The sequence below is a fragment of the Corynebacterium sp. LK10 genome (genome assembly GCF_008042455.1).
Classification (GTDB): Bacteria; Actinomycetota; Actinomycetes; order Mycobacteriales; family Mycobacteriaceae; genus Corynebacterium; species Corynebacterium jeikeium_D.
Map to the genome: position 1 here is coordinate 266,318 of NZ_NOVT01000017.1, position 23,232 is coordinate 289,549.

Annotated in this window: 19 protein-coding genes; 15 read left to right on the forward strand and 4 right to left on the reverse strand. The window is 59.5% G+C overall.

Annotated features, from left to right (window positions below):
- On the forward strand, positions 1-2,700 hold the full coding sequence (locus tag CHU70_RS06665; RefSeq protein ID WP_147719160.1) for a UvrD-helicase domain-containing protein: 2,700 nt from the start codon (positions 1-3) through the stop codon (positions 2,698-2,700).
- 67 nt (positions 2,701-2,767) lie between these two features.
- Here CHU70_RS06665 and CHU70_RS06670 read toward each other — a convergent pair whose 3' ends face one another.
- Both CHU70_RS06670 and CHU70_RS06675 read right to left on the reverse strand, forming a co-directional pair.
- Positions 2,768-3,259, reverse strand: coding sequence for a hotdog fold domain-containing protein (locus CHU70_RS06670; protein ID WP_038627827.1), 492 nt, complete (start codon positions 3,257-3,259; stop codon positions 2,768-2,770).
- Positions 3,260-3,411: 152 nt separating this feature from the next.
- Positions 3,412-4,119, reverse strand: a complete 708-nt coding sequence (locus CHU70_RS06675; protein WP_016422164.1) for a M23 family metallopeptidase — start codon at positions 4,117-4,119, stop codon at positions 3,412-3,414.
- 536 nt (positions 4,120-4,655) lie between these two features.
- On the opposite strand from CHU70_RS06675, the gene CHU70_RS06680 reads away from it, so the two are divergent.
- From CHU70_RS06680 to CHU70_RS06745, 14 genes are all read left to right on the forward strand, one after another.
- The gene (locus CHU70_RS06680) at positions 4,656-6,485 is read left to right on the forward strand and encodes a DUF6350 family protein (RefSeq protein ID WP_016422165.1); all 1,830 of its coding nucleotides are present in this window, start codon (positions 4,656-4,658) and stop codon (positions 6,483-6,485) included.
- A 57-nt stretch (positions 6,486-6,542) separates the two neighbouring features.
- On the forward strand, positions 6,543-7,196 hold the full coding sequence (gene purN, locus CHU70_RS06685; protein WP_016422166.1) for a phosphoribosylglycinamide formyltransferase: 654 nt from the start codon (positions 6,543-6,545) through the stop codon (positions 7,194-7,196).
- Entirely contained in the window at positions 7,193-8,740 is a 1,548-nt protein-coding gene (gene purH, locus CHU70_RS06690; RefSeq protein WP_016422167.1) for a bifunctional phosphoribosylaminoimidazolecarboxamide formyltransferase/IMP cyclohydrolase, read from the forward strand. The genes purN and purH overlap by 4 nt, the downstream gene beginning before the upstream one ends.
- Positions 8,741-8,939: 199 nt before the next feature.
- Positions 8,940-9,533, forward strand: coding sequence for a TetR/AcrR family transcriptional regulator (locus CHU70_RS06695; RefSeq protein WP_016422168.1), 594 nt, complete (start codon positions 8,940-8,942; stop codon positions 9,531-9,533).
- Between the two features lie 307 nt (positions 9,534-9,840).
- Positions 9,841-11,421 (forward strand): carboxyl transferase domain-containing protein, encoded by a 1,581-nt coding sequence (locus CHU70_RS06700; protein ID WP_049172754.1) that lies wholly within the window; start codon positions 9,841-9,843, stop codon positions 11,419-11,421.
- A gap of 54 nt (positions 11,422-11,475) precedes the next feature.
- Positions 11,476-13,569, forward strand: coding sequence for an acetyl/propionyl/methylcrotonyl-CoA carboxylase subunit alpha (locus tag CHU70_RS06705; protein WP_049172756.1), 2,094 nt, complete (start codon positions 11,476-11,478; stop codon positions 13,567-13,569).
- Positions 13,570-13,631: 62 nt separating this feature from the next.
- Entirely contained in the window at positions 13,632-14,801 is a 1,170-nt protein-coding gene (locus CHU70_RS06710; protein WP_049193284.1) for an acyl-CoA dehydrogenase family protein, read from the forward strand.
- A 2-nt stretch (positions 14,802-14,803) separates the two neighbouring features.
- Positions 14,804-15,346: a MaoC family dehydratase gene (locus CHU70_RS06715; protein WP_049172760.1), complete on the forward strand. Its 543-nt coding sequence runs from the start codon at positions 14,804-14,806 to the stop codon at positions 15,344-15,346.
- Positions 15,347-15,353: 7 nt separating this feature from the next.
- A complete protein-coding gene (locus CHU70_RS06720) occupies positions 15,354-16,232 on the forward strand; it encodes a CoA ester lyase (protein ID WP_049172762.1) in 879 nt (292 codons plus the stop codon).
- Between the two features lie 103 nt (positions 16,233-16,335).
- Positions 16,336-18,090, forward strand: a complete 1,755-nt coding sequence (locus CHU70_RS06725) for an AMP-binding protein (protein ID WP_048731620.1) — start codon at positions 16,336-16,338, stop codon at positions 18,088-18,090.
- A gap of 4 nt (positions 18,091-18,094) precedes the next feature.
- A complete protein-coding gene (locus CHU70_RS06730; protein ID WP_049172764.1) occupies positions 18,095-18,847 on the forward strand; it encodes a CoA transferase subunit A in 753 nt (250 codons plus the stop codon).
- Positions 18,848-19,516, forward strand: coding sequence for a CoA transferase subunit B (locus CHU70_RS06735; protein WP_005509864.1), 669 nt, complete (start codon positions 18,848-18,850; stop codon positions 19,514-19,516). It abuts the gene before it with no gap.
- 58 nt (positions 19,517-19,574) lie between these two features.
- Positions 19,575-20,783 (forward strand): acetyl-CoA C-acetyltransferase, encoded by a 1,209-nt coding sequence (locus CHU70_RS06740; protein WP_038627863.1) that lies wholly within the window; start codon positions 19,575-19,577, stop codon positions 20,781-20,783.
- Between the two features lie 133 nt (positions 20,784-20,916).
- Positions 20,917-21,780, forward strand: a complete 864-nt coding sequence (locus CHU70_RS06745) for a CoA ester lyase (RefSeq protein WP_147719159.1) — start codon at positions 20,917-20,919, stop codon at positions 21,778-21,780.
- Here CHU70_RS06745 and hypD read toward each other — a convergent pair whose 3' ends face one another.
- Both hypD and CHU70_RS06755 read right to left on the reverse strand, forming a co-directional pair.
- A complete protein-coding gene (hypD, locus tag CHU70_RS06750) occupies positions 21,781-22,932 on the reverse strand; it encodes a hydrogenase formation protein HypD (protein ID WP_049172770.1) in 1,152 nt (383 codons plus the stop codon).
- 16 nt (positions 22,933-22,948) lie between these two features.
- A complete protein-coding gene (locus tag CHU70_RS06755; protein WP_049172773.1) occupies positions 22,949-23,218 on the reverse strand; it encodes a HypC/HybG/HupF family hydrogenase formation chaperone in 270 nt (89 codons plus the stop codon).
- Between the last annotated feature and the right edge of the window lie 14 nt (positions 23,219-23,232).

The following is a 23,232-nucleotide window of genomic DNA, read 5'->3' on the forward strand; positions in this document are numbered from 1 at the left end:
ATGGGAAATGAAACTGGAATGCTGTTCGGGTCCTTCAATGCTGACGATGGACGTAGTGGCGATAGCCATGCTGGTTCGAACCACGGTGAGTCGGGCGGTGCTACGCCTGGCCGCGGTGGTTTCGGCCACTTCGCCGGCGCTGGTAGCAATAGCGCGCCGAGTGGCGCTGCCAGCTTTGGCGGCGGTTTTGGCGGCGGCTTCGAGCCCAGTTTTGATTCAGAGTCGCTGCTAGAGGGGCTTAATCCGCAGCAGCGCCAAGCAGTGGAGCACATTGGTTCACCACTGTTGATTGTGGCTGGAGCTGGTTCGGGAAAGACGTCTGTGCTGACGCGCAGGATTGCATACCTAATCGGTGCGCGTGGAGTGCTGCCAAGCCAAATTTTGGCTATTACCTTTACCAATAAGGCCGCTGCCGAGATGCGCGAGCGTGTGGCCGGTCTGGTCGGTGACCAGGCGCAGCGTATGTGGGTGTCCACGTTCCACTCCATGTGTGTGCGCATACTGCGCATGCAGCATGCGCTAGTACCGGGGCTTAATTCCAATTTCTCTATTTATGATTCGGACGACTCCCGGCGTTTGCTGTCCATTATCGCTAAGGACATGGACCTAGATGCCAAGAAGTTCACCGGCCGCGTGCTCTCGTCGCGTATCTCCAATCTCAAGAATGAGTTGATTGACCCGGAGAAGGCCCTCGCGGACGCGTCGACGACGCGCAATCCTTTTGATGACGTCGTTGCACGGGTTTACCTGGAGTACCAGACCAGGCTACGGGCGGCTAATGCCGTGGACTTTGACGATCTAATCGGTGAGGTCGTTCGGATTTTCACCAATCACCCGCAGGTTGCAGAGTATTACCGTCGCCGCTTCCGGCATGTGTTGGTGGACGAATACCAGGACACCAACCATGCGCAGTATGTTTTGGTCTCGACGCTCGTCGGCAAGCCCGGTGGAGATGTGCCTCCGAGTGAGCTGTGTGTGGTGGGCGATTCGGACCAGTCCATTTATGCCTTCCGTGGTGCGACTATTCGCAATATTGAGGAGTTTGAGAAGGACTATCCGGAGGCCACGTCGATTCTGCTGGAGCAAAACTATCGCTCGACGCAGACGATTCTGTCGGCGGCCAATGCGTTGATTGCGCGCAATGAGAACCGCCGGGAGAAGAAGCTGTGGACCGATCTCGGTGAGGGCGGCAAGATCAAGGGCTACGTGGCGGACAATGAGCACGATGAGGCTCGGTTTATCGCTAACGAGATTGAGCAATTGGTCGACTACGGGCCGTACTCGTATTCAGATGTGGCGATTTTCTACCGCACCAATAATTCCTCCCGTGCGCTAGAGGATGTCTTCATTCGTATGGGCGTTCCGTACACGGTGGTTGGTGGCACCAGGTTCTATGAGCGTAAGGAAGTACGCGATATTGTCGCCTACCTGCGCGTTATTGAGAACTTCGACGATGATGTTTCGCTGCGTCGCATTATCAATACGCCGCGCCGCGGAATCGGTGACCGTGCGGTGGCTCATGTGTCGCTCTATGCCGAGGACGAGAGGTGCTCGTTCGGCACGGCGCTACGTGCCGTAGCGGAGGGTAAGGTTCCGGCGGTGGCGGCGCGGAGTCGAAACGCGATGGCGGCGTTCGTCGAGATGATTGATGGCTTGGCGGCGGATATGGCATCCGGTGAACTGGCCGATATCGGTGATTTGGTCAACGCGATTATTGATCGCAGTGGGTACAAGTCGGAGCTCGAGCGCTCCAATGATCCGCAAGATGCCACGCGCCTGGACAACCTCAATGAGCTCGTCAGCGTTGCGCGGGAGTTCTCTGCAGAGGCGCGGATGATGTCGTCGGTGGATATTAGCGCTGATGTAAATGAAGGCTCTGGCGCTGCAGCTGATGCTGAAAGCGGTGCTGATACTAGTGGCGAGTCCGAGGTGGAATCTGGAATCGCGAATGACCTCGCGCGTGATTTCGCGGCCGACTTCGACAACGATGGGGAAGCGGAACCGGGAAGTCTGCAGGCATTCCTCGAGCGAGTTTCTCTGGTGGCCGATGCGGATCAGATTCCGGATGATGACACCGGTGTAGTGACGTTGATGACGCTACATACGGCTAAGGGCCTGGAGTTTCCGGTGGTATTTCTCATTGGCTGGGAAGACGGACTGTTCCCGCACCTGCGCGCCCTGGGCGATCCGAAGGAGCTGGCTGAAGAGCGACGTCTGGCCTATGTGGGTATTACCCGAGCTCGCAAGCAGCTGTATCTCACGCACGCTGTGACTCGGTCCTCGTGGGGTTCGCCGCAGAATAATCCGCCTTCACGTTTCCTGGGGGAAGTCCCAAGCGACCTGATCGATTGGCTGCGCGAGGCTCCGGCTCGCAGCTGGGGCGCCGGTTCTGGTGGTTTTGGTTCTGGTGGCTACGGCGCGGGCAGCGCGTTTGGTCGTGGCCATGGTGCCTCGTCGGGCTTCGGTTCCAGCTCGGGCTTCGGCTCTGGTGGATCCTCTAACTCTGGTGCGTCATCCCGAAAGAAGAATCAGGTCTTGCACCTAGAGCCCGGTGACAAGGTTGTTCACGACAAGTACGGCTTAGGCACTGTGCTTGAGGTCCAAGGGGCCGCGCCCCGGGCAACTGCGATGATTGACTTTGGATCCGCAGGTAAGGTCCGCATGATGCTTATCGGCGGCGTGCCCATGGAGAAGTTGTAAAAGAACAACCACCGCCCGACTGGCCGTCCCTACCCGCGGCCGTGCACGTGCCACTATCGCGTGGAGGCTACTTAGGCTTCTTCGCTGTCACCCAGCAGTTGATGGTGGCATCTTGTACTTCGGTGCCGTTGGCATCGGTCAGCACGATGTGGACGGGAAAATCTACCCCACCAGTCTCCGGTGTGATGGTGGAGAAGTCCGGCAACTCAGCCTTGGCCACAGCCGTCAGGCCACCAACGGAGATGCGCTTGTAGTTCGTCGTCATGCCCTTTGGAACCCAGCGATGCGTTGTCGGTACGCTGGCCTCACAGAGCATGCCCATCGCGAATTCAGCGAGGTTACACGCAGCAATCGCATGCACGGACTTAATGTGATTACGCACGCCCCACCAAGCGGGCATGCGCGCTACCGCCAGTCCAGGCTGCATCGTCTCTAGCTTGGGACAGATTGTGCGGAAATATGGCGCCGTCAATGCGGCGGTTAAGGAAAATAGACGCTTGCCGACGACTGGAGTCGCAGCCAACTTCTTCCACATGCGGAATGTTTGAGTCTCTGCCATGTGTCAAGAGTAAAGCCCCAGTACCGGCGGCGATGCCGGTTTCTGAAAAATTTAATCAGGGGAGGCTTGCAGCCGCGGTCAAACAGGGGCCGGTGCACAGGTAGGGCCTTCGCAGAGCGGCCAGGCTTGCTCGTACCTGTGCCGATACCTGATTAGTTCAGGTTCAGACCACGCTGGATGAACCAGGTCACCGGGTCGACCGGAGTGGTGCCATCCGGGTGGATCTCGAAGTGGAGGTGCGTACCGGTGGAGAAGCCGCGGTTGCCCATACCGGCGATGACCTGACCAGCTCGGACAGCTTCTCCGACAGCAACGTAGATGGACTCGATGTGGCCGTAGACGGAAACAGAGCCGTCGTCATGGCGAACGCGAATCCACTGGCCGTAGCCCTGAGCCGGGCCTGCATCGATAACAGTGCCGTCCATGACGGACATGATTGGGGTGTTGGTGACGTTAGCCAGGTCGACACCGTAGTGGAAGGTTCCCCAGCGTGAGCCGAACGGTGAGGTCAGCAGCCCCACGGTCGGGATGGAGAGTTTCGGAGCGCGGGCAGCCTGGTCGCGAGCAACGCGCTCCTGGTTGTACTGCAACGCCGTAGCGAGGTGGTCGCTGAGGTTAGTGCTCGGATTGAAGGAGCTGGAGGCCAGCACCATCGGAGCGTTGTTCTTCGGCTGAGCAGCGCGGGTCTGAGTCGAAGCTGAGTTCTCCGGAGCCTTATTCTCGGTCTCAGCTGCGTGGGCGACCGCGTTGGAGGAAGCGATCGTCGATGCGGACAGTGCGACCAGTGCTGCGCGAGAAGTTGCGGAAACCTCTACCTTGCGGTGCTTTCCGCCTCCGCGACGAGCATTGAAAAACGTCACTTCAATCTCCCTGCCAACGAAACTCTTTGTAACCCAACTGTTATCTAACTTCTGCGATAATAACGGTTCGATATAGGGCAAGCAACTTGTTTTAGAGAACTTGTTCGCTGATTCGTCAGTTTCAGTTCAATAGGGCCGTGCTGTGGCCGTGGGGCTGTTGTCTTGTATCACGGATCCGGTGAAGCGCAACCGGTGTGTTGCCAGGGGATTTATGGCGGATGCCCCTTAATCGAGGGGCTGGGTAGGGGGATCGGCAAGTAGTTTCCGGGTGAACTAAGGGTGTGGTCGCGGGGGTGGCAAAAAGTAACCCATCGGCGTTGACAAATGGAAACCAAAGGTGAAGCCACTTTGGGGGGGGGGGAGGGGGCAAAAGGAGATCGGACTCAACGGATACCGTCCGTCCTGGGATCCGTACCTTCAAATTAGACTCTGCAATGCCTAAACAAAGAGGCGTTGTATGTATGGCACTATATGGCCATGGCTGTGACGCACCCTTGCGTGGCACCCTATCTATATAGGTGGGCAATCAGCTGTCAATGATTAGACGCGGGAAGGACGATGTCACTGTGAAAGGCGCGGATTCGCGGAGAGGTTCCTCCGGTAGCGATCGAAATCGGCGAAGCCGCACCGGTGCCGGTGGCAGCGGCGGGGGTTCCCGTAGCGTCCGCAGCGAGCGCACTGCCCGCGCATGGCAGAATACGCAGGCCGGTCAGACTGGCGGTGCGCGCAGCGTCGGTGCCGACAGCAATCGAGCCGCCACGACGAAGATGAAAGCGGGGGGCTCCGGAACGTCGTCACGCAAGGGGCGTCCCTCGGGGTTCCGTCGTTTCATTAACTCGCCTCGTACACGCCGGTTTGGGCTGTCTGTTGCCGGTTCTTACGGCGTCGTATTGCTGTTCATCATCTCGGTAGCTCTGATTGGCGTCATCGTCAGTGGCGCTGGAATGTCTCCGCTTCCAGCGAGTATCGCGTCGATGTGGATGATCTTTAACCTCGCGCCGTTCCGTTTTAACGGCACGACGCTGGGGCTCACACCAGCACTGCCCGCGGTGCTGATGGTGTTGTTCATCGCCTGGCGTGTACGCCGCGAAGTCGCTGACCGCATCAGCATCAAGGATGTCCGCGCGTTGGTCGGCGCGTATCTGGGCACGCCCATTGTTCTCACCATCATCGCGTGGCTCATGCTTTACGACGCGTCGAAGGTGTTTCCCCGCGTTCAGACCCCTAGTTTCGGCCTTGCGATTGCAGCCGCGCTGCTTGTAAATCTCGTGGCCTTGGTGCTGGGAATGGGGCAGCGGTTGCTGCGTGCACTACTGCTGCGCCGGAAGCTGCCGGAGTGGTTGCTCGGGTCGGCCCGTCTGGCGGGCAGCTACGTGGCATGGCTGTGGCTGGCCGGTGTTGTGGTGACACTCGTTTCGCTGATTTGGCATCGAGAGTTGCTGGCAGAGACATTTGCAATCACGGATACCGTCGGTGAAAGTGTTGCGGTCAGCGGCCTCTCGCTGCTGTACCTGCCAAATGTGGCCTTCGGTGCTGTCGGTGTGCTGGTGGGCGGAAAATCGACGTTTGGGCCAGCGGAGGCTGGGCTGTTCGCAGTGCACCCGGCTCAGCTGCCACCGCTGCCGATTTTGGCTGCCATGCCTCAGTCGCTGGTGCACTGGGCTTTCGGAGTGCTGATTGTGCTACCGCCAGCCGTTGCGGCTTGGCGCGTCGTGGCATTCCTGAAGAAATCTGCACCGAAGCAGCCCTACCTGGTCGTCGTTCTCGCTGCCGTGTGGTCGATCATCTTCCTCATGGGGCTGGCTTGGCTGCTCGGCGGTGAGGTTGGCATCTTTGGGTGGGCCGGTGCCTCCTGGTGGCTGACTGGACTGCTCGGCTCGATGTGGCTGGTTGTTCCGGGGGCCATCGTGGTTGTTGCGATGACCGGTGTGCCGTCACTTGGTAGGGACAAGGGAGTCTCGGAAGTGGCCGCCGAGAAGTTCCCGCCGAAGCCTGCGGGAGATGGAAACGGTCATGCTGAGGCTGAGGATGCCGGCGACGCCGATAAGTCCGACAATGACGGGAGCGGTTCGGAGGAGTCGGAGGAGATTGTCGACGGGGAAGTCGTAGCGACCTCCGAAGATGAAGCGACCTCCGAAGACGAAGCCGAGTCCGACACAGAGGAGGAATCAGAGTCCGGTGCTGAGTCTGAAGACACTTCAGAAGACGCTGAGGAATCGGACGACTCTGAAGAGGATTCAGAAAGCGCCGCAGGCGGAGAAGCATCGGGCGAAGTAGATGCGACCGACGAGGACGAATCCGATGAGGACACCGAAGACTCGGAGGAAGGCGGCGACGGGGAACCGTCGTCAAGCCAAAAGAGCTAAGCCAACTTAGGGGGAGCGGAATTTGGGGTCTCTGCCGGGCTGGGTAAGCTAAACGCCGTGACTGAAGCACAGCCCGTCGCAGAAATTTCGCACAATAATTCCTCCAGCAAGCAGCTCCGCATCGTAGTCCTGGCCTCTGGCCTGGGCTCCCTTTTGCAGTCGATGCTGGAACTGCTGGACGCTGAAAAGGTTCAGATTGTCGCGGTTGGTTCGGACAAGGATTGTCCGGCGCTGGAGAGGGCTCAAAACCTCAATATCCCAACTTTTCGGGTGCCTTTCGATGCTGAGGCAAAGAAGGACCGAGAAGGTTGGGATATTCGTGTTTTAGAGGCCGTGAACAGTTTTTCGCCGGATATCGTTGTCTCGGCGGGTTTCATGCGCATTCTGGGGCCATCATTTGTGGAGGCCTACAGCAATCGCATCATTAATACGCACCCAGCGCTGCTGCCGTCCTTCCCAGGGGCGCGTGCGGTACCGGATGCACTTGACTACGGGGTGAAGGTCACCGGCACGACCGTGCATATCGTTGATAATGGAGTGGACACCGGGCCGATTCTGGCGCAACAGCCAGTGGCCGTCGAGGACGACGACACGGTGGAGACCCTGCACGAACGAATCAAGGTTGTCGAACGCCGACTCCTGGTTGATGTATTGCACTCGATTGCCGATCACGGAATTGAGCGTGACGGACGAAAGGCTTATCTGAAATGACCAACGACAACACGCAGCGTAAACCGATCAAGCGCGCTCTGATTAGCGTCTACGACAAGACTGGGCTCGAGGAGCTGGCTCGCGACCTGCACGAGGCTGGCGTGGAAATCGTTTCCACCGGTTCCACGGCTGGCAAGATTGCTGCAGCTGGCGTGCCTGTGACCCCGGTTGAGGATCTCACTGGTTTCCCGGAGTGCCTCGAGGGCCGCGTGAAGACGCTGCACCCGCGTGTTCACGCCGGCATTCTGGCTGATACCCGCAAGGAAGACCACCTGGCTCAGCTGAAGGAGCTCGGTGTGGAGGCTTTCCAGCTCGTTGTCGTTAACCTGTACCCGTTCCGGGAGACCGTTGCCTCGGGCGCTTCCTACGACGAATGCGTGGAGCAGATCGACATTGGAGGCCCGTCGATGGTTCGCGCTGCGGCGAAGAACCACCCGTCGGTTGCCATCGTCGTCGACCCGGCTCGTTACGGCGATGTCGCTACCGCCGTGAAGGAAGGCGGCTTCACCCTCGAGCAGCGCCGTGAGTTCGCTCGCGACGCATTCCTGCACACCGCTGATTACGACGCAGCTGTGTCCAACTGGTTTGTTGAGCAGCTCGGTGGCGCTGAGGGATCCACTCCGACTCCGCTGCGCTACGGCGAGAACTCTCACCAGTCGGCAACTCTGACCCGCATTGGTACCAAGGGGCTGGCAAACGCCAAGCAGCTGAACGGCAAGGAGATGTCGTACAACAACTACCAGGATGCCGACGCCGCATGGCGTGCCGCCTGGGATCACGAGCGCCCGTGTGTGGCAATCATCAAGCACGCTAACCCGTGCGGCATCGCAGTCTCGGATGAGTCCATCGCCGCAGCTCACCGCGCAGCTCACGCATGTGACCCGATGTCCGCATTCGGCGGTGTCATTGCCGTCAACCGCGAGGTCTCCGTTGAGATGGCCGAACAGGTCAAGGACATCTTCACCGAGGTCATCGTCGCTCCGTCCTACGAAGACGGTGCCGTTGAGGTGCTGAAGGCCAAGAAGAATCTGCGTATTCTCGTCGCCGAGTACGAAGCACCGACCACCGAGAACAAGTTTATCTCGGGTGGTCTGCTCACCCAGGATCCGGATACTTACCAGGCAGAGGGTGATAAGCCGGAGAACTGGGAGCTGGCCACCGGCGAGGCATTGAATGCTGAAGAGCTGGCTGAGCTCGAGTTTGCATGGCGCTCCGTCCGCGCTGTGAAGTCCAACGCCATCCTGCTGTCCAAGAACAACGCCACCGTCGGCGTCGGCATGGGCCAGGTCAACCGCGTGGACTCCGCAAAGCTCGCCGTTGAGCGCGCAAATACGCTTGCCGACGGAGAAAACCGTACTCAGGGGGCCTACGCTGCGTCCGATGCCTTCTTCCCGTTCGCTGACGGTCTGCAGGTCCTGATTGATGCCGGTGTGAAGGCAGTTGTCCAGCCAGGTGGTTCCATCCGTGACGAAGAGGTCATAGCTGCTGCCAAGGAAGCTGGCGTCACCATGTACATGACAGGTACTCGTCACTTCTTCCACTAATTCCTTACTGGATTAGGGGCTAACCGCCGCGGTGCTAACTGTCACCTCGGCGGTTTTTCTCTACCCGGACGTGTGGGGACCTGTGGGCGAGGATGTGTGTCTGTTGTCGAGCCGTGGTCTATGTGAACACTCGCTGAGGGCTGGCGCTGGTGAGAATTATGCAGACGAAATGGCTTCAATGCGTTTAACATAAGGGCTTATGTCACGTAGAACCGAAGCGCGACGGCGTCGAGAAGCAGAGATTCTCTCCGCTGCTGCTGCGATCCTGGCCGACCGGGGGTTTCATCAGACTCGGTTGGAGGATGTTGGCTCCGCTGTCGGCATTTCTGGCCCAGCTCTTTACCGTTACTTCAGCGGCAAGGAAGAGCTGTTGGCGCAGATCCTCATCGATATTTCTATCCGACTTGTCGATGGTGCGCGAGCAGTTCTCGATCGAGCAAAGAGCAATGATTGGGAGCCAGAGGAGACTCTTCGGGGCCTCCTTGCGCATCACGTGCATTTTGCAGTCACGGAGCCCGATCGCATTCGTGTCCAAGAGCGCGAAGGGGGAAATCTGGCGCCAGAGCAGAGCGCAAAAGTGCGTTCCTTGCAGCGTCTTTACATGGTCTTATGGGTGGACGCTCTGCGTGAACTACAGCCCGAACTCACCTCCGACGAGGCGCAGCTTAAAGTCCAGCTCACCGCTGGGTTGATTAACTCTTCCAGGCATGTGCTCAAATGGGCGGGCCCCGAGGCGACAAGGGAAAATGCCTTTGAGATGGCCCTCGCTGCGCTGGGCATTAACAACCAATAATCCGTATTCATTCTTCTGCCGTCTGGCCTCACTGTGCTCAGCAGTGTGAGGTCAGGCGGCTTTGTTGTGCGGTGCAGGGCGCTCACATTCAGTTGAATTCACCCCCGAAACAGATTTCTAGGGGAAACATAAATCTCTATTGGAAACATGTTGCGACCTCGGGGAGAGGTGTGTATTTCAAGCTGCATAAAAGACTTCCGGGGGTGAAAGTGTGGTCTAAGAAACAAAATTTGTTGTGAGGTGACTGGGGTCACATTAATCTTTTCGTCAAGAAAGTTAATAGTCATTAACGGAAAGTATTTCGCCCATGACTCACGCTCCAGCATTGACCAACCGACAGCGCCACGAAGAGCTCGTCGCAGAGCTCAAAGAGCTGCTTAGCACAACAGCACGCGGTGGTTCCGAACGTGCCCGTGCTCGCCATATTTCCCGCGGTAAGCTGCTGCCACGTCAGCGCATCAACCAACTGCTTGACCCCGGCAGCCCTTTCCTTGAGGTCGCACCGCTAGCGGCCCACGAAATGTATGGCGGCAAGGTTCCGGCTGCTGGCGTCATCGCCGGCATTGGCATCATCGAAGGTCGTCGCTGCCTGGTTGTAGCCAATGACGCAACCGTTTCCGGCGGAACGTACTACCCGTTGACTGTCAAGAAGCACCTGCGCGCACAGGAGATTGCCAGCCTTAACCACTTGCCGTGCATTTACCTGGTCGACTCCGGCGGGGCCATGCTTCTCAACCAGGATGAAGTTTTCCCTGATCGCGATCATTTCGGTCGCATTTTCTACAACCAGGCCAACCTTTCCGCTCGCGGGATTCCGCAGATTGCCGCCGTGATGGGATCCTGTACCGCCGGTGGCGCCTATGTGCCGGCGATGAGCGATGAAGCGGTCATTGTGAAAAACCAGGGCACCATCTTCCTGGCAGGCCCGCCACTGGTTAAGGCTGCAACTGGTGAAGATGTCACACCAGAGGAACTCGGTGGCGGCGAACTGCACTCCAAGACCTCCGGCGTTACTGACCACCTCGCGGTTAACGATGCCGACGCACTGCGTCGTGTCCGCGATATCGTCGCAACGCTCCCCAAGGACCCGGAAGTTCCGTGGGACACAGAATCCACCGTCTCGCCGACTCGCAACCAGACCGATCTTTACGATGTCGTCCCCGTCGATGCCAAAGTGCCTTACGACGTTCACGAGGTTATTGAAATTATTGTGGATGGAGGTCAATACCAGGAGTTTAAGGCCGAATTTGGTACGACCCTGGTCACTGCTTTCGCCCGCATCCACGGCCACCGCGTCGGCATTATCGCCAACAACGGCATTCTCTTCGCGGAATCTGCGCAGAAGGGCGCGCACTTCATCGAGCTGTGTGATCAGCGCGGCATCCCACTGGTATTCCTGCAGAACACCACGGGCTTCATGGTTGGTCGCGAATACGAGGCCGGCGGTATCGCAAAGCACGGCGCCAAGATGGTCAACGCCGTGGCTACCACCCGCGTGCCCAAGTTCACCGTAGTCATCGGTGGTGCCTTCGGCGCCGGCAACTACTCCATGTGCGGTCGCGCATATTCGCCGCGCTTCCTCTGGATGTGGCCGAATGCTCGCATTTCCGTCATGGGCGGTCCACAGGCGGCGATGACGCTGTCGACGGTTCGTCGCAACCAGATTGAACGCTCAGGTGAGAGCTGGTCGCAGGAAGAGCAGGAGGAGTTTGAAGCTCCGATCCGCGAGCAGTTTGAGCGCCAGTCGCACTGCTATTACTCATCGGCTCGCCTGTGGGATGACGGTGTCATCGATCCCGCAGATACCCGCCGAATTCTTGGCATGGCCCTCGATGTGGCAAGTGGCGCGCCCCTGGATGAACAGGGCTTCGGCGTCTTCCGCATGTAGTAACCAGCTAAAAACTCTCGACACCGCATTTTCTGGAAAGGAAACACAGGGCACATGACAGCGCACAACACGCAGCCCCACGCAGCTGGCGGCAGCCTGAGTACCGTATTGGTCGCAAACCGCGGGGAGATTGCCTGCCGCATTATTCGAACCCTTCGTGACAACGGAATTCGCTCCGTCGCGGTCTACTCGGATGCCGATGCCGACGCCCCTCACGTCCGCATGGCGGATATGGCCATCCACATTGGCCCATCTCCGGCACGTGAGTCCTACCTGGTTATCGACAAGATTATCGATGCCGCTCGCCGCTGCGACGCAGACGGAATCCACCCCGGTTACGGCTTTCTGTCTGAAAACGCAGACTTCGCGACCGCCTGTGAGGAAGCAGGTATTGAATTCATTGGCCCACCGGCCAGTGCCATCAACACCATGGGTGACAAAATCTCCGCCCGCGCTGCCGTCGAAGCCCGCGATGTTCCCACCGTGCCGGGTCTGTCTCGCCCCGGGCTTAGCGACGAGGACCTCATTGAGGCAGCCCCATCGATTGGCTTTCCGGTACTGATTAAGCCGTCGGCAGGCGGTGGCGGCAAGGGGATGCACCGCGTGGAAAACGCTGCTGACCTGCCGGCTGCGCTCGCGACGGCCCGTCGTGAAGCGGCGGGTGCCTTCGGCGATGACTCCCTGTTCATCGAGCACTTCGTCGACACCCCGCGGCATATCGAGGTGCAGATTCTCGCAGATAAACACGGCAATGTAATCCACTTGGGCGAGCGTGAGTGCTCGCTGCAGCGACGCCATCAGAAGGTCATCGAGGAAGCACCGAGCCCTCTGCTGGATGAGGAAACGCGCAGCGCAATTGGTGAAGCGGCCTGTGACGCGGCCCGCTCGGTCGGCTACGTCGGCGCGGGCACGGTGGAGTTCATTGTGCCGGCGAAGGACCCGTCGTCGTTCTTCTTCATGGAGATGAATACGCGCCTGCAGGTTGAGCACCCCGTGACTGAGCAGGTCACCGGCCTGGATCTGGTGGCGCTGCAGGTTGACATTGCCTCGGGACGCCCACTGCCGGTTGCTCAGGAAGATGTAACTCTCACCGGTCACTCGATTGAAGCTCGCGTGTATGCCGAAGACCCGGCGGCGGGATTCCTGCCCACCGGTGGCACGGTCACACGTGTCGTCGAGCCGAGCGGGGCGGGAATCCGGGTGGATTCCGGCATTGTCGACGGTTCCGAGGTCTCATCTCTCTATGACCCGATGTTGATGAAGATCATCTCCCATGGGGAAAACCGTGAGCAGGCGCTCGAGCGGTTGGACCGAGCGCTCGGAGACACCGTTGTCGCAGGTGTCGGAGTCAATATCGACTTTTGTCGCTACCTGCTGAACGTCCCCGAGGTTCGCGCCGGCGATCTTGATACCGGTCTGCTCGACCGCGTGGCGGAAGGCTTCGCCACCTCCGAAACACCGGACGATGTCTACCTCGCCGCTGCGATGGACTGGCTGACTTCCCGCTTTGAACAAGCCACCGACTCACCGTGGCTGACCCCGGATGGCTGGCGTGCCAGTGCGCCTGCCGCGCAGCGCATTCGCTTTGGGGCAGGGGAGGACTCGCGTCTGATCTCGATTGTGGGCACCCCGGCGAGTGCTGACGTCGTTGTCGGTGACGTAGTCGCAGGTCTGTCGGCCGAAGCGGAGAACGAAGATATCGACGTTCCAGAACCGCGAAATTACAAAGTTTCGGTCTTTCGCGACGGGGAACATCTGCGCATCGTCCGCGACGGAGTCGCACAGCACTTCCTGGTCGAGACCATCGACAATGCGGGGTCGGCGAACCACGAAGAGTACGTCGTCGCCGGTGCCCACGGCACCTGGGTATTGCCCCGCACCGAGGTAGTCACCACCGGTGCCGAAGCCGATGCAGGCGGCTCTGGCGTCATCCAAGCTCCGATGCCCGGCGCGATTATCGCGTTGGCGGTGGAGGAGGGAGCCCGCGTCGAAGCTGGTGAGGCTCTGTTGGTCATGGAGGCCATGAAGATGGAGCACACTCTCACTGCCGAAATTGCAGGTGAGGTTAGCTTCACCGTCGCGCCGGGCGATCAGGTCGCCGGTGACCAGCAGCTGGCCGTCATCACCGTGGCCGAAGCCGAAGAATAAAAGCCCACACAAAACGCACCAATCAGGTCCTACACCTACAAAATCTTTAAGGAGCACTCATCATGTCCGAAAGCACCAAGATTGCAACCGCCATCCTCGACGACGAATACGTGGAACTGCAGAAAGTAGTTCGCGAATTTGCCAACGAAGTTGTCGATCCGGTTTCCGCCGAGCACGACCGCAACCACACCTTCCCGTACGAGATTGTCTCGCAGATGGGAGAAATGGGCCTGTTCGGTCTGCCATTCCCTGAGGAAGTCGGTGGAATGGGCGGCGACTACCTGTCCTTCGGTATCGCTCTGGAGGAGCTGGCTAAGGTCGATCAGTCGGTCGCTATCACCCTGGAAGCGGGCGTTGGCCTAGGTGCCATGCCGATCTTCCACTTCGGCAATGACAAGCAGAAGGAGACCTACCTGCCCGAGCTGACTGCTGGTAAGAAGCTCGCCGGTTTTGGTCTCACCGAGCCGGATGCAGGTTCCGACGCCGGTGCCACCCGCACCAACGCCCGTGAAGACGGCGATGATTTCGTCATCAACGGTGCCAAGCAGTTCATCACCAACTCCGGCACGGATATTACTTCGCTGGTTACTGTCACCGCAGTCACCGGCCAGAAGGACGATGGAAAGAAGGAGATTTCTACCATCATCGTCCCGAGTGGCACGGAGGGCTTTGTCGCGGAACCGGCTTACGACAAGGTCGGTTGGAATGCCTCCGACACCCACCCACTGACCTTCACCGATGTCCGCGTCCCCCAGGAGAACCTGCTGGGCACCCGTGGACGCGGCTTCGCTAACTTCCTGTCCATCTTGGCGGAGGGCCGAGTCGCGATTGCAGCGCTTGCCACCGGTGCCGCCCAGGGCTGTGTCGATGAGTCGGTCCGTCACGCCAAGGAACGTCAGTCCATGGGCCGTGCAATTGGCGAGTATCAGGCTGTTTCCTTCAAGATCGCACGAATGGAAGCGCGTGCGCATGCCGCACGCATGGCGTGGTACGACGCAGCCGCAAAGATGGCCGCGGGCGCAGATTTCCGTCGTGAAGCGTACATCGCCAAGATGATCGCCTCCGAGGCAGCGATGGACAACGCGCGCGACGCGACACAGATTTTCGGTGGCTACGGATTCATGAACGAGTACCGCGTGGCACGTCACTACCGCGACTCCAAGATTCTGGAGATTGGCGAGGGCACCACCGAAGTTCAGCTCATGCTGATCGCACGTGGATTGGGGCTGTAAAAATGGCTGACAACAACGCAACCGAAGTCACCCACGACGTCGTCCAGCGCGGACTGTGGTTCGAAGAGTACGAGGTCGGCGCGCGCTACCTGCACCGTCCGGGGCGAACCGTCACTGAAACCGATGACGTCCTCTTCACGACGCTGACCATGAACACCCAGCCACTGCATCTGGATGCGCACTGGTCGAGCCAGCAGCCGGGATTCGGCGGCGAGCGTCTGGTCAACTCCATGTGGACGCTGTCGACGGTTGTCGGGCTGTCCGTCGGGCAGCTGACGCTCGGCACCATCGTCGCCAACCTCGGCTTCACCGAAGTGGCGTTTCCCGCACCGATGTTCCACGGCGACACCCTGTATGCAGAGACCGTCTGCCGTAACAAGCGTCGGTCCAAGTCTCGCCCCAACCAGGGCATTGTCGAGCTCGAGCACATCGGTCGCAATCAGGACGGCACGATCGTCTGCCGCGCCGTCCGGTCCACGCTCGTCCAATGCGCACCGACTTCGCTTGACGACGGCTCCGAGAACGCAGCTTCAGCGGGGAAGTGAGTGGCTCATGTCTACGCATAAATCCTGGCAGCCGCTGGGCCCTGCAATTCTGTTTGCGCCGGCAGACAGGCCGGAACGATTCGCTAAAGCTGCTGACCGTGCCGACATGGTGATTCTGGACCTGGAGGACGGCTGTCGCGCAGAAAACCGTGAGGCTGCCCGCGAGGATATCGCCTCCTGTGACCTCGACCCGGCCCGCACGATTGTGCGTGTCAATCCACCGGAGGTTGAGGACTACGCAGCGGATATTGACATGCTGCGTGGCACCGCTTTCCGCCAGGTGATGCTGCCCAAGGCTTCCTCGGCTCAGCAAGTGGATGAGTTGGTAGCGGCACTGGGGGAGAAGACCCAGGTCATTGCCCTTATTGAAACTCCGCTTGGGGTCATGCGCGCCGAAGAGCTGGCGCAGGCCGATGGTGTCGTTGCACTGTTCTGGGGCGCAGAGGACCTGGTGGCGGGATTGGCGGGAACGTCATCACGCTTTAGCGAAGCAGAGGCTGCACTCGCGCCGGGCCGTATCCATGCGGGTAGCTACCGCAGTGTGGCGGTACATACCCGCAGCCACGTTCACCTGGCTGCAGCGGCGCACGGTAAGGCCAGTCTGGATTCCATCTACGTCAATATCTCCGACGCAAATGGGCTAGCTGCGGAGGCCGCAGATGCCGCTGCGTTGGGATTTGCCGCCACCGTCTGTATCCACCCCGGTCAGGTCCCGACAATCCGCAAGGCTTACCGCCCCAGCGACGAGGAGATTGATTGGGCGCGTCGGCTCTTGGCGGAAGCGGAAAAGAACACCGGTGCCTTCAGCTTTGACGGCCAGATGGTGGATGCGCCGCTCTTCCGTCAAGCAGAAGCCATTGCTCGGCGAGCTGCTGTAACCGGTTAGTCCCACGGCCGGTAACGACCACTGATTTATCCCCCTAAAGAACACATTTTCCTCTCACACACTCCGCACTCTGCGGAGTCACTTAAACCAAGGAGATCTCCCCATGACCGCGACATTGAAGAACCACGCAGAACAGCGCACTGCTGATCCTTCGAAGCTGCCGGAGGGCTTCACCACTGTGCCGGCACCATACGGCAAGGATGTTGTCGATGCCGATGGCAACAAGATGAGCCACGTGTTCGGCGCCGGTGTCGAGCAAGGCGCCGCTCCACTTCGCGATGAGACCCTCGGTGAGAACCTGCGTGCGATTGTGGAGAAATTTCCTTCCCGCGACGCCGTCGTTGACGTCTACGCGGATGTCTCCTTTACCTTTGAGCGTTTCTATAACCGGGTTCTGCGCCTGGCCAGCGCTTTCATCCGGGAGGGCTACCGTCCAGGAGACCGCATCGGCATTTGGTCCACCAACCGCTGGGAGTGGACCGTGGTGCAGTACGCCTGCCACCACATCGGCCTGGTGCTGGTCAACATCAACCCGGCTTACCGCCAGCACGAACTGAACTACGTGCTGGAAAAGGCAGGTGTGCGTATGGTGTTTGCCGCTCGCCGCTACAAGGACTCCGATTACCGAACCATGCTGATTGAGGCCTCCAAGCAGCGCGGTGTGCGCTTGGACAAGGTCATTTACTTCGGTTCGTCCGAATGGTACGAGCACATGCACAGCGAAATCGACGACCTGAGCGAGTACACCTCCCAGCTGAAGCCGGATGATCCAATCAACATCCAGTTCACCTCGGGCACGACAGGCTTTCCCAAGGGCGCTACGCTAACGCACCGCAACCTGCTGAACAATGGATACTTCATCGGTGAGCTGTTGGGCTACACCGAGACCGACCGCATCTGTGTGCCGGTGCCGTTCTTCCACACCTTCGGCATGGTGATTGGCACCTTCGCCGCCTTCACCCACGGTGCCGCTATTGTCATCCCGGCCCCGTCGTTTAAGGCGCGTGAAACACTCAAGGCTGTGCACTCGGCCAAGGCCACCAGCCTCTACGGCGTGCCGACGATGTTCATCAATGAGCTTGAAGAAGCTCATGATCAGGAGGAATACGGATCCCCCTACGACCTGTCGCTCCTGCGCACAGGAGTGATGGCAGGTACCTCGTGCCCGTCGAAGACCATGCGTGATGTGATGGATAAACTCAATATGCGCGAGATTGCCATCTGTTACGGCATGACGGAGACCTCGCCGGTGTCCTTCCAGACCCGCGCAGATTCTCCTCTGGAAAAGCGCGTCAACACCGTCGGCCAGATTATGCCGCACTTGGAAGCCCGCATCATTTGTGAAGAAACGGGTGAGACGCTGCCGCGAGGCGAACAGGGCGAGGTTGTCGTTCGCGGTTACTCCGTTATGAAGGAGTACTGGGAGCACCCGGAAAAGACCGCCGAGGCCATCGACGCCGACGGTTGGATGCACACCGGCGACTTGGGTGTGCTTGACGACGAGGGCTACCTGTCCATCACCGGACGTATTAAGGACATGCTCATCCGTGGCGGTGAGAACATCTACCCGCGCGAAATTGAAGAGTTCCTGTTCACCCACCCGGCTGTCGTCGATGCGCAGGTCATCGGTGTGCCGGATGACAAGTACGGCGAAGAGATTATGGCATGGGTAATTCTGCACGACGATGTGGAAGACTTCACCGCTGACGATGTGGCGGCCTTTGCCCACGGCAAGCTGTCGCGTCACAAGATTCCGCGCTACGTCCACGTCGTCGAGGAGTTCCCGATGACCGCGTCGGGCAAGGTCCGCAAGGTCGAGATGCGTGAGATGGCTCCGCGAATCCTGGGCTGGGTGTAGAAGAATGTCAAAAACAACTGATCAGACCGGCCGTGAGCTTGTCGCAGGCCTTGTCACTGATGGAATGACCCTGGCAGTTGGCGGCTTTGGCCTGTGTGGTGTGCCATATACCCTCATCGAAGGCGTGCGCGACTCCGGGGCAAAAGACCTCACCATCGTGTCCAACAACATGGGCATTGACGGTACTGGGCTCGGCATTCTGTTGGAGAACAAACAGGTGGCAAAGGTAGTGGCCTCCTACGTCGGCGAGAACAAGGAGTTTGCCCGCCAGTACCTCGAAGGAGAAATCGAGGTGGAGTTCACCCCTCAGGGAACTCTGGCTGAGCGGCTTCGCGCAGGGGGCGCAGGTATTCCGGCGTTCTACACCGCAACCGGCGTCGGCACGCTCGTTGCAGAGGGCAAGCCCCACGCCGACTTCGACGGGCAGACCTACGTGCAGGAGCGTGGCATCGTTGCCGACATTGGCCTGGTGCACGCCTACCACGGCGATATCGACGGCAACCTTGTCTATCGCCGGACCGCGCAGAACTTCAACCCACTGTGTGCAGCATCCGGCAGGGTGACCGTTGCGGAGGTGGAGCACTTGCTTGGCCGCGGTGAGATCGACCCGGATCTGGTGATGACTCCGGGTGTGCATATCCAGCACATCGTCCGCGGTGACGGCCGCGAGAAGCTCATTGAAAAGCGCACAACTCGGCAACGCAATACCGATTCCAGCCACGATGCCGGTGACGCGGCAGCAGGGGAGGAGATTTAAATGGCACCTGCGAAGACAATTATGGACAAGGGCTGGAGCCGTGACGAGATGGCACAGCAGGCCGCCGAAGAGCTGCGCGATGGCGACTATGTGAATCTGGGTATCGGCATTCCGACACTGGTGGCAAACCATATTCCCGAAGGTGTGCGTGTTCTGCTGCAGAGTGAAAACGGAATTTTGGGAATGGGCGCCTTCCCATATGAAGGTGAAGAGGACGCCGACCTTATCAATGCGGGTAAGCAGACCGTGACATTGGTGCCGGGCGCGGCAATCTTCGACTCCGCCACCAGCTTCGGCATGATTCGCGGCGGTGCTGTGAAAATGGCCGTGTTGGGCGCAATGGAGGTTAGCCAGTGCGGTGACCTGGCCAACTGGATGATTCCGGGAAAGATGGTAAAGGGCATGGGCGGCGCGATGGACTTAGTCGCTGGTACCCCTCGAGTGGTGGTTTTGACCGATCACGTTTCCAAAGATGGCAAACCAAAATTGGTAAAAGCCTGCGAACTGCCCCTCACAGGTGCAAAAGTAGTGAAAAGGATTATTAGCAACCTGGGAAGCTTCGATGTCGCTGATGATCACCTGGTGCTACGCAGGCTGGCACCTGGAGTGACGCTAGCCGATATCGAGGCCAACACCGAAGCCGCATACGTGGTTGACCTCGAGAATTAAATACGCAGCAATCATGGTCAGTCCACACTCATCAGTTTTGACTTAGGAGAATCCATCCATGAGTAACCTTCCAGCTCCCAGCCCGAATGATGTCGTTATCCTCGCTGGTGCCCGCACCCCGCAGGGCAAGCTGCTCGGTCAGCTGGCACCGCTTACTTCCGTCGAACTTGGCGCTCATGCTGTCAAGCACGCTGTCCAGCGTTCCGGTGTTGCCCCGGAAGAGGTTCAGCACGTCGTTCTGGGCCAGGTGATTCTCGCAGGTGCTGGCCAGAACCCGGCTCGACAGGTCGCCATTAAGGCGGGTCTGCCATGGAATACGACTGCTGAGATCGTTAACAAGGTCTGCCTCTCGGGCCTAAACGCTGTCATTCACGCCGCTCGCTTGATTCGTCTCGGTGATGCAGACGTCGTTGTTGCAGGTGGTCAGGAGTCCATGACGCACGCTCCGCACGTTGCACGCGGTGTTCGTCAGGGCAAGTCCTTCGGTGCGCTGAAGCTGGAGGACACCTTGGAGCGCGACGGTCTGGTCGACTCCTTCGATGGTGTGTCCATGGGTACGCTTACCGACGGTCCGAACAGCGACCTCGGCATTAGCCGCGAGCAGCAGGACGAGGTTGCGGCCGCTTCTCACCAGCGTGCGGCTAAGGCGCAGGAAGACGGTATTTTCGCGCAGGAAATCGCTCCAATCGAGATTCCGCAGCGCAAGGGTGACCCGGTAGTTGTCGACACCGACCAGGGCATTCGCCCGGAGACCACGGTGGAGACCCTGGCTAAGCTGCGCCCGGTCTTCCTGAAGGAAAACGGCACCATCACTGCCGGTAACTCCTCGCCGATTTCCGACGGTGCCGCAGCAGTTGTGCTGGCATCGCGTGCTTACGCAGAAAAGCACGGACTGGACTACCTCGCAGTTGTGGGCAAGGCTGGCCAGACCGCAGGTCCGGATAACTCCCTGCACGCTCAGCCTGCGGACTCTTTGAAGGAGGCCCTGCGTCGCGCTGAGTGGGACGCGCAGGAGCTCGACTTCATCGAGATCAACGAGGCATTTGGTGCGGTGGCCGTCAAGTCCCTGCGTGAGCTGGACTACCCGCTGGAGAAGACCAACATCCACGGTGGCGCGATTGCCCTCGGCCATCCGATTGGCTGCTCTGGTGCCCGCCTGACTCTGACCGCTGCGATGGAGCTGAACCGTCGCGGTTCGGGTCGCGCTGGTGTGTCCCTGTGCGGTGGCGGCGGTCAGGGCGATGCGCTGCTGCTGTACCGCGACTAATCGCGAAAGGCTGAAAAACTCAGCAAGCCCGCGTTGTGGTTTCCACTCTATGGATGCCACAACGCGGGTTTTGTTGTCTCCTGGGGGAGCCCCTGCGCGAAGGTGATTCGAGTTTTCAATTAGGTTAGGAGCTATGACAGGCTTTAGCTCCCTCGATGGTGAACAGACCTTCCCTTGGCTTCCCTCTGGCCCGGCGCTACTCTTCGCCCCGGCTGACCGTCCGGAACGTTTCCAGAAAGCTGCTGAACGATCGGACATGGTCATCATTGACCTGGAAGACGGCGCTGCCGTTGACAATCACGAGCAGGCACGTGCGAACATCATCAACAATCCGCTCGACCCGGAGACGACTATTCTTCGGATCACCGGTCCCGGGACTCCGACCTTCGCGGAGGATGTCGCCTTTGCCCGTGCATGTGATTACGACATCGTCATGGTGCCCAAGATTCGAGACTCCATCCCCGCAGAGCTCGAGGGGTTGAAGATCATCGCGATGATTGAAACCCCGCAGGCCATGATTAATATCCAGCAGATTGCCACGCACCCGGACGTTGTGGGTCTGTTCTGGGGTGCCGAAGACCTGACCGCCGAACTCGGCGGGGTGTCCTCGCGGCAGAGTGTGGATGAAAACCCACGTCGCCACTACCGAGACCCGCAGCGTCTGGCGCGAGCACTTGTTCAGGTCCATGCAGCTGCAGCGGGCATTGCCGCCATTGATGCCATTCACGCTGATTTCCGGGATGAGCGTGGCCAGTATCTCGAGACACTCGACGCAGTGGGGTGCGGATTCCTGGCTACTGCCTGTATTCACCCGGCGATGGTGCCACCGGTGCGTAAGGCATACAAGCCGTCGGACGCAACGCTGGCCCGCGCCCGGGAGATTGTCAAGCACGCTGGAACGCATACCGGCGCCTTCCAGCTCGATGGTGAAATGATTGACGCGCCCGTCGTAAAGCAAGCCGTGGCAGCGCTCGCGCGAGCGGGAATTACGGAGTAACTAGCGGCGAGATTTCGCCAGGTTCTCGGTGACCTTCCGATCGATGCGGCCGAAGTTGTAGTACGCCGCACAAGCGCCTTCGGGGGAGACCATGCAGGTGCCGATGGGGGTCGCCGGGGTGCAGGCAGTGCCGAAGACCGCGCACTGCCAGGGCTTGATGTGGCCGGTGAGCACAGAACCGCATTCGCAGGTCACGGGATCTGGGATACGGCGCCCCGGCACCTGGAAACGACGCTCGGCGTCGAATGCCGCGTATTCCTCAGAGATGCCGAGGCCGGAGTTTTCAATCCAGCCGAGGCCACGCCACTCGAAGGTGTCGCGGAGAGAAAAGACGCGGTCCATAAGTTTCTGCGCGGTGGTGTTGCCGGAGGAGCGAACGACGCGCGCGTACTGGTTGTCCACCCGCGACTTACCGGCAGCAACGTCGCCGCTGACGAATTGATCCAGCAGCATGACGACGGCCTGGAGCACATCCAATGGCTCAAAACCGGTGACCGCCACTGGCAGATTAAACTCGCGCGGCAGGAACTCAAAGGCGTCCGTGCCGGTGGTTGTAGCCACGTGACCTGGGCCGATGAAACCATCGACCTTGGTTTCGCCGCCGTTGACGATGGCGCGCAGTGGCGGCTCGATGAGTACGTGGTTGGAAAATACGGAGAAGTTTTCCACCCCCTGCCGGCGCGCGGCCTCAACGGTCACGGCAGTCGACGGGGCGGTTGTCTCAAACCCGACGGCGAAGAAAACGACCTGCTTATCGGGGTTATCGGTGGCAATCTTCAGCGCGTCGAGAGGCGAGTAGACAAAGCGCACATTGGCGCCGCGCGCACGTGCCTGCATCAGCGACGTTTCGGACCCCGGAACACGCATCATGTCGCCGAAGGTCGTGAAAATGACGTCTTCTTGCTGTGCCAGCCAAATGGCATCGTCGACGCGGCCCATGGGGATGACGCAGACGGGGCAGCCGGGCCCGTGGATCAGCTCGATGTTCTCGGGTAGGAGGTTTTCCAAGCCGTAACGGTAAATGGTGTGCGTGTGCCCGCCACAGACTTCCATCAGCGCGATGGGCTTTTCCAGCTTGGTGGCCTCGCGTTCAATGCGTGCGAGCAGCTTCTTCGCAGCGGCGGGGTCGCGGAATTCGTCAACGTATTTCATGGTGCCGTCCAGCCCCTCAGTTGATCTGTGACGATGAGAAGGATTCCAGCTCATCCTCGTAAGTGTCGCCGCCTAGCTGTTTGATTTGCTGGAGCGAAAGTCTGGCTTCTTCCTCGTCGATCTTGCTCATGGCGAAACCGACATGTACGAGAACCCAGTCACCGGCGGTGAGGTTCTCGTCAACAAGTAAATCGGTGGAAATCATGCGTGCGACGCCACCAATTTCCACTGTTGCACGGGCAGCATCGTGGACTTCTGTGATGACGGCAGGGACACCAAGACACATACGCTTCTCCTCGT